13 protein-coding genes are annotated in these 13,473 nt (G+C 27.7%); all 13 read left to right on the forward strand.

Going from position 1 to position 13,473, the window contains the following annotated elements; translation table 11 throughout:
• The 13 genes from ABDZ71_RS03605 (at position 1) to rsmB (ending at position 13,472) form a co-directional block, all read left to right on the forward strand.
• Positions 1–1,002 (forward strand): NAD(P)H-dependent glycerol-3-phosphate dehydrogenase, encoded by a 1,002-nt coding sequence (locus ABDZ71_RS03605; RefSeq protein ID WP_343758954.1) that lies wholly within the window; start codon positions 1–3, stop codon positions 1,000–1,002.
• A gap of 554 nt (positions 1,003–1,556) precedes the next feature.
• Positions 1,557–3,038: a stage IV sporulation protein A gene (gene spoIVA / locus ABDZ71_RS03610; RefSeq protein WP_343758956.1), complete on the forward strand. Its 1,482-nt coding sequence runs from the start codon at positions 1,557–1,559 to the stop codon at positions 3,036–3,038.
• 113 nt (positions 3,039–3,151) lie between these two features.
• Entirely contained in the window at positions 3,152–4,153 is a 1,002-nt protein-coding gene (locus ABDZ71_RS03615; RefSeq protein ID WP_343758958.1) for an asparaginase, read from the forward strand.
• A 182-nt stretch (positions 4,154–4,335) separates the two neighbouring features.
• Entirely contained in the window at positions 4,336–5,214 is an 879-nt protein-coding gene (locus tag ABDZ71_RS03620) for a YicC/YloC family endoribonuclease (protein WP_343758960.1), read from the forward strand.
• Positions 5,215–5,228: 14 nt separating this feature from the next.
• The gene (gene remA, locus ABDZ71_RS03625) at positions 5,229–5,510 is read left to right on the forward strand and encodes an extracellular matrix/biofilm regulator RemA (protein ID WP_343758962.1); all 282 of its coding nucleotides are present in this window, start codon (positions 5,229–5,231) and stop codon (positions 5,508–5,510) included.
• Entirely contained in the window at positions 5,510–6,139 is a 630-nt protein-coding gene (gene gmk / locus ABDZ71_RS03630) for a guanylate kinase (RefSeq protein ID WP_343758964.1), read from the forward strand. Before remA ends, gmk begins: the two co-directional genes overlap by 1 nt.
• Complete coding sequence (gene rpoZ, locus ABDZ71_RS03635) at positions 6,120–6,338, forward strand: DNA-directed RNA polymerase subunit omega (protein WP_343758966.1); 219 nt, start codon at positions 6,120–6,122, stop codon at positions 6,336–6,338. Before gmk ends, rpoZ begins: the two co-directional genes overlap by 20 nt.
• Positions 6,339–7,529, forward strand: coding sequence for a bifunctional phosphopantothenoylcysteine decarboxylase/phosphopantothenate--cysteine ligase CoaBC (gene coaBC / locus ABDZ71_RS03640; RefSeq protein WP_343758968.1), 1,191 nt, complete (start codon positions 6,339–6,341; stop codon positions 7,527–7,529).
• Between the two features lie 65 nt (positions 7,530–7,594).
• Positions 7,595–9,799: a primosomal protein N' gene (priA, locus tag ABDZ71_RS03645; RefSeq protein WP_343758970.1), complete on the forward strand. Its 2,205-nt coding sequence runs from the start codon at positions 7,595–7,597 to the stop codon at positions 9,797–9,799.
• A 27-nt stretch (positions 9,800–9,826) separates the two neighbouring features.
• Complete coding sequence (gene def, locus ABDZ71_RS03650) at positions 9,827–10,285, forward strand: peptide deformylase (protein WP_343758973.1); 459 nt, start codon at positions 9,827–9,829, stop codon at positions 10,283–10,285.
• 1 nt (position 10,286) lies between these two features.
• Positions 10,287–11,228: a methionyl-tRNA formyltransferase gene (fmt, locus tag ABDZ71_RS03655; protein ID WP_343758975.1), complete on the forward strand. Its 942-nt coding sequence runs from the start codon at positions 10,287–10,289 to the stop codon at positions 11,226–11,228.
• A 205-nt stretch (positions 11,229–11,433) separates the two neighbouring features.
• A complete protein-coding gene (locus tag ABDZ71_RS03660) occupies positions 11,434–12,117 on the forward strand; it encodes a zinc metallopeptidase (protein WP_343758977.1) in 684 nt (227 codons plus the stop codon).
• A 17-nt stretch (positions 12,118–12,134) separates the two neighbouring features.
• The gene (rsmB, locus tag ABDZ71_RS03665) at positions 12,135–13,472 is read left to right on the forward strand and encodes a 16S rRNA (cytosine(967)-C(5))-methyltransferase RsmB (protein WP_343758979.1); all 1,338 of its coding nucleotides are present in this window, start codon (positions 12,135–12,137) and stop codon (positions 13,470–13,472) included.
• Position 13,473: the final 1 nt, after the last annotated feature.

Genomic DNA, 13,473 nt, shown 5'->3' on the forward strand with positions numbered 1-13,473 from the left:
ATGATTGGCCAAATTACTTTTATAGGTGCAGGAAGTTTTGGTAGTGCGTTATCAGTTATGTTAGCTAAAAAAGGATTAAAGGTTAATATATGGGATAGAAAAAAGCATACAGTAGATGATATAAATATTAAAAGAGAGAATATAAGATATTTACAAGGAGTAGTTATACCATCATCTGTAATAGCTTATGAAAATATTGAAGATTCTATAAAAGAAAGTGAAGTTATAGTTTTATCAGTTCCTTCCCATGTAATAAGAGAGATTTCTAAAAAGATTAAAGATTTTGTAAAACCTAATCAAATAATAGTAAGTATAGCTAAAGGTATAGAAGAAAATTCAGGAAAAAGACTTTCAGAGGTTATAGAAGAGGAATTGCCAAATAATAAAGTAGTTGTACTTTCAGGACCTAGCCATGCAGAAGAAGTAGCTAAAGATATTCCTACTACAGTTGTTGTTAGTTCTAAAGATAGTGATTCAGCTAAGAAAATACAAGATTTATTTATGACAAATAAATTTAGAGTATATACTAATGAGGATTTAATAGGAGTAGAAATAGGTGGAGCTGTAAAAAATATTATAGCTTTAGCTGCTGGAGTGTCAGATGGTATAGGCTATGGAGACAATACTAAAGCTGCCCTTATTACAAGGGGAATGTTTGAAATTACAAGAATAGGAAAAGCTCTTGGAGGAAAAGTAGAAACATTTTCAGGACTTACAGGAATGGGAGATTTAATAGTTACCTGTACTAGTATGCACAGTAGAAATAGAAGAGCTGGAATACTTATAGGTAAAGGTTATTCTAGAGAAGAAGCAGTAGAAGAAATTGGAATGGTAGTAGAAGGTATAAAGGCATGTAAGGCTTTTCATGAACTTAAAGAAAAGTTAGGAGTTAAAATGCCTATAACAGATACACTTTATAAAGTTTTATTTGAGAAAAAGGATGCTAAATATGGTGTATATGAATTAATGACTAGAGATAAAAAGAGTGAATCTTATAATTAAAATAAAATTTAATATAATTTATATAAAAAAAAGAAGGTGCTTTAAAGTACCTTCTTTTTTTATATTATAAATTTATAAGTATCAGATTTAATTAATGTTTTTAAATAGATTAATTTATATCAAAAGAAAAAGTTAATAAATCTTATTAATTTTTCAATCATTCTCATCTAAATTTATTAATAGTGAAAAGATAAAAAAGAAAAATATTTTAACTTTAAAGTTAAGATTTATAAATTATAATCATATATTTAAAAAATAAGAATAGAATTTGTTAATGACATAAGAAATTTTTGTAAGACCTATGAAAATAAATAATAAGTGAAAGAGGTTATGGATATTTTATGAAATAGAATCACTTAGGTTTTTTTTATAGTTTTGATATCAGTAAGTTCTAAGGAAAAAGTAGTTTTAAAAATACACTAGAATACTTATTAGTTATTTATTATATGAGGCTAAATATATATTTGTTTTATAAAAGCACAGTAAATAGTAATAAGTTATATATATATTAAATATATATATAGTGTCAATATTATATTAATGGGGGGTATACTTTGGAAAATTTTGATATATACAAAGATATAGCGGAAAGAACTCAGGGAGACATATATGTAGGGGTAGTTGGCCCAGTTAGAACAGGGAAATCTACTTTTATAAAAAGATTCATGGAACTTATGGTTATACCTAAAATAGACAATGGTTATAAAAAACAAAGAGCTAAAGATGAATTGCCACAGAGTTCCTCAGGCAAATCTATCCATACTACAGAGCCGAAATTTGTTCCTAATGAAGCAATTGAAGTTAGTTTAGAAAATGAAACAAAGTTTAAAGTAAGAATGGTAGATTGTGTTGGATATATAGTTAAAAGTGCATTAGGGTATATGGAGGATCAAGGTAAGGCTAAGATGGTAACAACTCCTTGGTATGATTACGAAATACCTTTTGAAGAAGCTGCAGAAATTGGAACTAAAAAAGTTATAAATGAACATTCTACAATAGGTCTTTTAGTTAGTACAGATGGCTCCGTTGCAGGAATAGATAGACAAGACTATGTAGAGGTTGAAGAAAGGGTAGTAGGTGAGTTAAAATCTATAAAAAAACCATTTATAATAGTTTTAAATTCAGCTCATCCTTATGAACCAGAAACAATAGAATTAAGAAAAGAAATGGAAGAAAAATATGATGTTCCTGTTCAAATAATTGATGTTTTAAATATGAAAGAAGACGACATTACAGATGTATTTCAAAGAGTACTTAAAGAATTTCCTGTAAAAGAAATAAATATAGATATGCCAAAATGGATAGAAGGATTAAAACCTTCCCATTGGTTAAAAGCGGATTTTTTAAATGTAGTAAAGGATATGTCAAAGGATGTATACAAAGTTAGAGATGTAAATAAAGTAGTAACTAGCATAAATGACTTTGATTTTCTAGGTCCATGTTCACTATGTGAAATGAATATGGGAGAAGGTACAGCTAGGGTCAATTTAAAACCTAAAGATGGTCTTTTCTATAAAATATTAGGAGAAGTTTGTGATGAAGAAATTGATAATGAAAATGATTTATTAAACATATTTGCAACTATGAATAGTGCTAAAAAAGAATATGACAAAGTTTGTAAAGCTCTAAAGGATGTTAAAGAAACAGGATATGGTTTAGTTCCACCACAACTTAGTGAAATGAAATTAGAAGAACCTCAAATAGTTAAGCAAGGAAGTAGGTATGGAGTTAAATTAAAAGCTAGTGCTCCTTCTCTACACTTTATAAGAGCAGATATTCAAACAGAAGTATCACCAATTATGGGAACAGAAAGAGAAAGTGAAGAAATGTTAAAATCTTTACTAGAAGAATTTGAAAATGATCCTTCAAAAATATGGCAAAGTAATATGTTTGGAAAATCACTAGAAGTTTTAGTAAAAGAGGGGCTACAAAATAAGCTTTATAAGATGCCAGAAGATGTTCAAAGTAAGATACAAAAAACTTTGCAGAAAATCATAAATGAAGGAAATGGTGGACTAATTTGCATTATATTATAATAACAAAAATAAGTAAAAAATCCTATTAGATAAACTAATAGGATTTTTATTTTACGATTCAATTAAATAATGTTATATTAGATAAAGAAGTTATTTTTGAAGGGAATGACAGTATGAAAAAAGTAGCAGTTGTGTTTAATGGTGGCACAATATCAATGAAAGTTGATCCTAGACTTGAAGCTGCAGTTCCAAGTTTAAAAGGAGAAGAAATAATGAATATGGTAACTGGTATAGAAGACTATGCTAAGATAGAATCCCATGAGTTTTCAAATGATCCTAGTCCATATATAACTCCTAATGATATGATGGAACTGTCAAGATATATAAAAAATATATTAAAAAGAGAAGATATATGTGGAGTAGTAGTAACTCATGGTACTGACTCTTTAGAAGAAACAGCATATTTGTTAGATTTAACTATTAAATCAGACAAGCCTGTTATAATTACAGGGGCTATGAGAAGTAGTTCAGAATTAGGATATGATGGACCAGCTAATTTAGCTGCATCTATATGTACTGCTATATCAGAAGAAGCTAGAGGAAAAGGAGTACTTGTTTGTTTAAATGGAGAACTAAATTGTGCAAGTGAGGTAACTAAATCAAACTCAACATCTCTTGGAACTTTTAAAAGTCCTATTTTTGGACCAATAGGTATAGTAGACAGTAATCAGGTTATATTTTATAGAAATAAAGTTATAAATCAGCTTTTAGAAACAGAGAATATAGAGACTAATGTAGGACTTATAAAGTGTGCTTCTGGTATGGATTCTGACATAATAGATTTTTATATAAATAAAGGTAGCAAAGGAATAGTTATAGAAGCTATGGGAAGAGGAAATATCCCTCCTACAATGGTTGAAGGAGTTAAAAGGGCAATAGATTCTAAAATTGCTGTAGTTATAGTTTCAAGATGTTATGAAGGAAGAGTTTTAGATACTTATGGGTATAAAGGTGGCGGAAAAGGTCTTAGAAATATGGGGGTTATATTTGGATACTTCATGCCAGGTCAAAAGGCCAGAATAAAGCTTATGCTTGCTTTAAAGAAAACCAATTATGATATAGAAAAAATAAGAGAAATATTTGAAAATGATACTTATAATTACGTTACTAGATAATAATTATAATATATAAATATTTTATTTGTATGCTATATATTGTATTTTTAGTGTATTTATAAGCTTATTTTATGATATAATTTCTTTTATGGGTTAAATAATTAATAATTTGTTTTAGTTGTAAATCTTATTTAATTTATGTATAATTATCATATCTGACGGTTTATGGAAGGATGAAAAGTATGATTAAAAGCATGACAGGTTTCGGAAGAGGGACTGTTGAGACGGACAAAAGAAGTTTTATTGTAGAGATGAGAAGTGTAAATCATAGGTATTGTGATATAAACATTAGAATGCCTAAAGTATACATGACTTTAGAAGAAAAAATGAGATCTTGCATAAAAGAAAAGATACATAGAGGAAAAGTGGATGTATATATAACAAAGAATACATATGATAAAGATGATGTAGAATTAAATTTTAATGAATCTATAGCAGATAGTTATTATGGTTGTTTAAAACAAATAAAAGATAAGTATGATGCTAAAGATGACATATCAGTATCTTTAATTTCAAGATTTCAAGATGTAATAACTTCAAAGCAAAAGGAAGAAGACATAGATAAAGTATGGGAAGAACTTCAAATACCTATAAAAGAAGCTATTAATTCTTTATGCTCTATGAGAGAAAGAGAAGGCATAAAGCTTTATGAAAATATAAATATGAGATGTAAAAGTGTAAAGACATGTTTAGACAAAATAGAAAAGAGATTTCCACTTATAACAAGTCAATTTAATGATAAAATTCATGAAAGAGTATCTGATTTATTGAAAGATTCAGAAATTGATGAAGGAAGAATTGCAATGGAAGTTGCACTTTTTGTGGATAAGTCTTCTATAGACGAAGAGATAGTCAGACTAAATAGTCATATAGTGCAGCTTACAGAAACTTTAGAGCTAGGTGAGCCTGTAGGAAGAAAATTAGACTTTATAGTTCAAGAAATGAATAGAGAAGCTAATACAATAGCATCTAAAACAACAGATTTAGAGACAGTAAACTTAGTATTAAATATTAAGAATGATATAGAAAAAATAAGAGAGCAAATTCAAAATATTGAATAATTAGGAGGATTACGATGGGAATAAAATTAATAAATATAGGATTTGGTAACATAGTTTCAGCTAATAGATTGGTGGCTATAGTTAGTCCAGAATCAGCGCCTATAAAAAGAATAATACAAGAAGCAAGAGATAGAGGAATGCTTATAGATGCTACATATGGAAGAAGAACTAGAGCAGTTATAATAACTGATAGTGATCATGTAATATTATCAGCAGTTCAACCAGAAACAGTAGCTCATAGATTAGTTACAAAAGGTGAAGATTCTGTAGCTGATGAAAATGAGGGAAATATGTAATGGATAAAAAAGGTTTACTTATAGTTATATCAGGGCCATCAGGAGCAGGTAAAGGTACAATATGTAAAGAACTTATAAAACAAGAAGAATTATGGGTTTCAGTATCTGCTACAACTAGATCACCTAGAAAAGGTGAAGAAGATGGTGTTAACTATTACTTTTTAAACAAAGAAGACTTTAAACAAAAGATTAAAGAAGATGATTTTCTAGAATATGCTGAGGTTTATGGCAATTATTATGGAACACCTAAATCAAAAGTACTAGAAAAAGTCCATAATGGTAATAATGTAATATTAGAGATAGATATTCAAGGAGCTCTAAAAGTAAAAGAAAAATATCCAGAAGGAATATTTGTTTTTGTACTTCCACCTTCTATGGAAGAGCTTAAAAAAAGAATAATAAATAGAGGTAGTGAGACTGAAGAGTCTTTTATGACTAGATTTAAGTCTGCATACAGAGAAATAAATTATGTATCTAAGTATAACTACGCAGTTGTTAATGATACTGTGGAAGATGCAGTAACAAAAATTAGAAACATAATCTCAGCAGAAAACTGTCGGGTAGACAGAATTAAAGAAAGTATATTAGAGTCAAAGGAGGAATTTATTCATGAGCAATTCTATGATTAATCCATCTATAGTAGATTTAATGGAGAAAGTTGATAATAGATATGCATTAGTTGTTTTAGCGTCTCAAAGAGCAAGACAAATAATAGCAGGTGAGGAACCTTTAATTGATATAGAGTCAACTAAGCCAGTAACTATAGCAATTAATGAGATAAATGAAGAAAAGTTATCTTATGAAACAGTTGAAGAAGGTATTAAATAAATGAAAGAAAAAAAGTCTATAGTTATAGGGGTAACTGGCGGCATTGCTAGTTATAAAGCTTTAGATATAGTTAGTAGATTAAAAAAGAAAAATTATGATGTACATGTAATTATGACAGAATCTGCAACAAAATTTGTAACACCACTGTCTTTTCAAAGCTTAAGCCAAAACATGGTTACTATAGATATGTTTAATGAGCCTAAAGTTTTTGAAATACAACATATATCTTTAGCTAAGAAAGCAGATTTAATGATTATAGCACCAGCCACTGCAAATATTATAGGAAAAGTTGCAAATGGAATAGCAGATGATATGTTATCTACAACTATAATGGCATGCAAAAGCCCAGTTGTATTTGCTCCTGCAATGAATACAAACATGTATGCTAATCCTATAGTTCAGGATAATATTAAGAAATTAAAGAAATATGGATATGAATTTATAAATCCAAAATCAGGAAGACTTGCATGTGGTGACGTAGGAGAAGGGAAATTAGAAGATACTGAAATTATAGCTGAATTTTTAGATAGTAAATTATATTCTAAAAAGGATTTGAAAGGTAAAAATGTACTTGTTACAGCAGGACCAACTTTAGCTCCCATAGATCCAGTAAGATTTATAACTAATAAATCTTCCGGTAAAATGGGCTATTCTATAGCAAAAGAAGCTAGAGATAGAGGGGCAAATGTAACTTTAGTTTCTGGTCCAAGTAATTTAGAAGTTCCTTTTGGAGTTGAATTTTTAAAAGTTTCAACTAATGAGGAAATGTTTAATGCAGTTAAGTCTAATTTTGATCAGCAAGATATTATTATAAAATCTGCGGCTGTTGCAGATTTTAAACCTAAAGAATACTCTAATCATAAAATAAAGAAAACAGAGGATGATATGTCTTTAAAACTTACTAGAGATAAAGATATATTAAAAGAATTAGGGAAAATGAAAACAAATCAAGTTTTAGTAGGATTTGCTGCTGAAAGTAGAGATGTTTTTGAAAATGCTAAAGGTAAACTACATAGAAAAAATTTAGACTATATTGTTGCAAATAATATACTTTCAAAGGATACAGGCTTTGCTTCTAATGATAATATGGTTACCATAATTTCAAAAGATGGTAAAATTAATTCACTACCTAAGATGACAAAAAGAGAGGTAGCAGAGAATTTATTTGATATAATATTAAAGAAAATATAATTTTTAAAAGAGGCAAAAACCGAATAACGGTGTAGCCTCTTTTATTTAATTAAAAGGGTGATAAAGTGTTTAACTATGCAAAAGTTATAGTAAATAATTCTTCAATAAAATTAGATAGATTATTTACTTATAAAGTGCCAGATGAACTTTTGGGAAAGTTACAAATTGGTCATAGAGTTAAGGTGCCCTTTGGAAAGGGTAACAGAAAATTAGACGCTTTTGTTTTAGACTTAGAAGAGTATATAAAAGAGGATATAAAAAACATAAAATATATAGATAAAATATGCGATAGATATCCTATGCTTACTGTAAATAATATAAAACTTATAAAACAGATGAAAGTTAAATATTTATGTACTTATTTAGAAGCTATAAAAGTTATAATTCCACCAGGTATAATAAAAGGTGTAAAGCATAAAGTAGAAAATTTTTTATTTACAGGTAAAAGGTTAGAAGGAAAGTATAACAAAGAAAATTATATGAGCATTTATAATTTTGTAAGAAATAATGAGGGAATATATAATAAAAGTAAGTTAAGTAAAGAAAAAGGACTTTCACTATCTTCTATAAATACTTTAATAAAACATGAATTTTTAATTCAAAGATCTAAAATAATAAATAGATATAATGAAAAAAAGTATAATGATTATAAAGAAGTTATGCTTAATTCTAATCAATCCTTGGCATTATATAAAATAATTAATTCAAAGGATATAAAATTTTTAATCCATGGTGTTACTGGAAGTGGGAAAACAGAAATATATATGCATATAGTAAAAAAAATGATGGAAAAAGATAAAGATTCTATAATATTAGTTCCAGAGATATCTTTAACCCCTCAGATGGTAGAAAGGTTTAAAGGAAGATTTGGAACTAATATAGCAGTTTTTCATAGTAAGCTTTCTGATGGAGAAAGATATGATGAATGGATGAGAGTTAAGGAAGGAAAAGTAAAAGTTGCTATAGGAGCCAGATCTGCAGTTTTTTTACCTTTTAAGAATTTAGGGGCAATTATAGTGGACGAAGAGCATGAAAGTAGTTATAAATCTGATAGTGACCCTAAATATAATGCAAAAGAAATAGCTGAACTTAGAGCTTTAAATGAAGGCTGTAAAATAGTTCTAGGTTCTGCAACTCCTTCTTTAGATACTTATTATAGAAGTAAAAAAAGAGAGTTTAATTTAATTAATATAGATAAGAGAATAGATGGAGTAGATATGCCAGAAATTATTGTAGAAGATATGAGAGAAGAACTTATATCAGGCAATAAATCTATATTTAGTAGAAAGTTATACAGTGAAATAAAAGAAAGATTAATAAAAAAAGAACAAATTATTTTATTTTTAAATAGAAGAGGTTTTTCTACTTTTGTATCTTGCAGAAAATGTGGATATGTATTTAAATGCGATAAATGTGATATATCATTAACATATCATAACAATAGTAATTTTTTAAAATGCCATTATTGTGGTAGTGTGAAAAAAGTACCTAAAACTTGTCCTAAATGTGGAAGTAAATATGTTAAATATTTTGGAGTAGGTACAGAAAAGGTAGAAAGTGAAATAAAAAGATGTTTTAGTGATGCTAAAGTTATAAGAATGGATTTAGATACTACAAGGAAAAAAAATTCTTATGAAAAAATATATAATGATTTTAAAATGGGAAAAGCAGATATATTAATAGGAACTCAAATGATAGCTAAAGGTTTAGATTTTAAAAATGTAACTTTAGTTGGAGTTTTAGCTGCAGATATGTCTCTTAATTTACCAGATTATAGATCCGCAGAAAAAACATTTCAGCTTATAACTCAGGTCTCTGGAAGATCTGGAAGAGGAAGCAAAAAAGGAAAAGTTATAATTCAAACTTATAATCCAGACAATTATAGTATAATAGCTGCATCTAAAGGAGATTATAAAGATTTTTACGATAAAGAAATAAAAATAAGAGAAGATATGAGATACCCACCCTTTACTACATTATTTCTTATAAACTTAAGTAGTAAATATGAAAATAAGCTTATAAAGAAAGCACAATCTATAGGAATAATTTTAAAAAATAAATTATCTTCTTATAAAGATTTAAATATTTTAGGACCTTGTCCTTCCCCACTTTCAAAGATAAAAGAAAAGTATAGGTGGCAAATAGTTATAAAAGGTAATATAAATTACCATATAGCTGAAAATATTAAAAAAATGGTTTATTCTTTATTAGAACATGTTTATAATGATATAAGGGTAAGTATGGATATTAATCCAAATAGCTTATTATAAAATAGAATTAATTCGGAGGTAGATAATATGGCATTAAGAAATATAAGAAAATATGGAGACGATTTATTAAGAAAAAAAAGTAGAAAAGTGGAAAAAATTGATGATAGAGTTTTAACTCTTATAGAAGATATGAAAGAAACTATGTATGAGGCTGATGGAGTAGGTCTTGCAGCTCCACAAGTAGGGATTTTAAAAAGAATAGTAATTATAGATGTAGGAAATGGTCCTATAGTTTTAATAAACCCAGAAATAATAGAAACAGAAGGAAGTTACATAGATGTAGAAGGTTGTTTAAGTGTACCAGGTAAACAAGGAAAAGTTGAAAGACCTATAAAAGTAAAAGCTACAGCTTTAAATGAAAAAGGTGAAAAGATAATTATAGAAGGAGAAGACTTACTTGCAAGAGCTATATGTCATGAAACAGATCATTTAAATGGTGTATTATTTGTAGATAAAGTTATAAAAGATGTGGAAGGGGATAAATAAATTGAAAGATACTACTATAGTTTTTATGGGAACTCCTGAATTTGCAGTTCCTTCACTAAAGAAACTAATAGAAAATTATAATGTTAAAGCAGTTTTTACTCAACCAGATAGACCAAAAGGTAGAGGTAAAAAGATTTCTATGTCACCAGTAAAAGAAGTAGCTATGGAAAAGGATATCGCTGTGTATCAGCCATTAAAATTAAAAAATGATACTGAGTGTATAGAAAAACTTAAAGAAATTAATCCTGACTTTATTATAGTTGTGGCCTTTGGGCAAATACTATCTAAAGAAGTTCTTCAAATACCTAAAATAGGTTGTATAAACTTACATGCATCACTTTTACCTAAATATAGAGGAGCAGCACCTATAAATTGGGCCATAGTTAATGGAGAAAAGGAAACAGGAAATACTACTATGTTTATGGATGTAGGATTAGATACTGGAGATATGCTTCTTAAAAGTAAAGTTAAAATAACAGATACTATGACAGCAGGAGAACTTCATGATATATTAATGGAAGATGGAGCTGAGCTTCTTTCAAAAACAATAGATGGTTTAGTTTCAAATGATATAGAAAGAATTCCTCAAAATACTGAAAAAACTATCTATGCTTCAATGCTTAATAAAAAAATGGCTAATATAGATTGGAATAAAAAAAGTGAAGAAATAAATTCATTTATAAGAGGATTAAATCCTTGGCCAGTTGCATATACTCAATATGAAAATAAGATTATGAAAATTTATGAAAGCGAAATTTTAAATGAAAAATCTTCTAAAAAACCAGGATGCATTTTAAAAGTATCTAATGATGGAATAAAAGTTTCAACATCTGATGGAAGTTTACTTGTTAAGACTATTCAATTTCCAGGTAAGAGACCTATGAGTGTATCAGACTATATAAAAGGGCATAATATTAAAGAAGAAATATTATTAGGAATATGAAAATAAATAACAGGTCAAAGATGGGATGGATATTTTGTGAAATACAATGACTTGGGTTCTGTTAATAGTTATGCTATTAGTAGGTTCCAAGGAAGAAGTAGTTCACAAAATAAACTAGCATACTGACTAGTTATTTATTTGAATGTGCCTTAGGTAAATAAGTTATAAGTAAACAAAAGTAAAAGAGTTAAAAGGAGGGCGTTATATGTTTTATTATGATAGTACCATTTTAATTTTAATTCCTTCTCTTATAATAGCAGGATTAGCTCAAGCAAAGGTATCTAGTTCTTTTCAAAAATATTCTAGAGTGCAGTCTTATAATAATTATACAGGAGCACAAGTAGCTAGGATGCTTTTAGATCATAAAGGACTTCAAAGTGTACCTATAGAACTTATAGAAGGTAAGCTTTCAGATCACTATGATCCTAGGACAAAAACTCTTAGATTATCTAAAGATGTTTATTATAGTACTTCTATAGCATCTATAGGAGTGGCGGCTCATGAAACTGGCCATGCTATGCAAGATTTGGAAAAATACTCTCCCCTTGTCATAAGAAATTCCATAGTTCCAGTGGTTAATTTTAGTTCAAGTGCTTCATGGATACTATTTATAATGGGGATATTTTTTAGTATGCCAAGACTTTTAAGTATTGGAATAATACTTTTTTCAGCAGTGGTTTTATTTCAAGTAATTACTCTTCCTGTGGAATTTAATGCATCAAAGAGAGCACTAATAATGCTTAAAGATAATAGAATTCTTTATGAAAATGAGATAATAGGTGCAAAAAAAGTACTGGATGCAGCTGCTATGACTTATGTTGCTGCCGCTTTAACCGCCATATCACAGCTTATAAGACTTATACTAATAAGTAATAGAAATAATAACTAGAAAGGTTTAGGTATATAATGATAAATGCTAGAAAAGTAGCCTTAGATGTAGTAAATTCTGTTTTTTATAAAGATGCATATTCAAATATAGTATTGAATATGCATCTGAATAAATCAAATTTAAAGGATAAAGATAAAGCCTTAGTAACAGAAATAGTATATGGTACTATAAAATATAAATTAACCATAGATAAAATAATACAAAGTTATTTAAAAAGTAATATAAAAAAATTAGATAAAGATATATTAAATATATTAAGAATAACAATATATCAAATAAGATATTTAGATAAAATACCAGAATTTGCAGCAGTTAATGAAGCAGTAAATCTTAGTAAAAGAGTTTGTTCTAAGTTTTCTAAATTAGTTAATGGAGTTCTTAGAAATTATATAAGAGACAAAAATAAAAAAATATACTATAATGGAAAAGATGTTTTAGAAAGTTTAAGCTTTAATTATTCTTTTCCTAAGTGGATGATTAAACTTTTTATAAATCAATATGGAGAAAAAATTTCTGAAGATATATTAAAAGGATTAAATGAGAGACCTAATATTACTGTAAGGGTTAATGATTTGAAATCTGACTATGATAGTGTTTTTGAAGAAATGACTAAAGAAGGATATAATATAGAACCAGGTTTTATATGTCCAGAAGCTATAAAAATATTTAATGGAAAAAATATAGAAAATAATATTTTATTTAAAAAGGGAAAAGTTACTGTTCAAGATGAAAGTGCTATGCTTGTGGCACCTTCTATGGATTTAAAGGAAAATATGGTTGTATTAGATTTATGTAGTGCTCCAGGAGGAAAAACTACTCATATATCTGAAATAACTAGTGATAAAAGTACAGTTCATGCTTATGATTTACATGAAAATAAGTTATGTTTAATTGAAGATAATGCTAATAGATTAGGAATAAAAAATATAGTAACAAAATCTATGGATGCTTCTTTATATAAGGAAGAATTAGAAAATTTTGCAGATAGAATTCTTATAGATGTTCCTTGTTCTGGTCTTGGAATAATAAGAAAAAAACCAGAAATAAAATGGAATAAAAATACGTCAGATATAAATAATCTAATACATATTCAAAGAAAAATAATGAAAAACTCAGCTAAGTATTTAAAAGACAATGGTGTATTATTATATTCTACTTGTACGTTAAACAAGAAAGAAAATGAAGAAAATGTGAAATGGTTTTTAAGAAATAATAAACATTTTAAAATTGAAAAACTATACTATGGTAATTGTGATAATATAATTTATCATAAGGAGGGGTATGTTACAGTACTTCCTAACAAATCAATGGATGGTTTTTTTATTTGTAGAATGAGAAAAATAGTAGGTGTATAGA

The sequence above is a fragment of the Clostridium oceanicum genome, assembly GCF_039521385.1.
In the GTDB taxonomy this organism is placed as follows: domain Bacteria; phylum Bacillota; class Clostridia; order Clostridiales; family Clostridiaceae; genus Clostridium_F; species Clostridium_F oceanicum.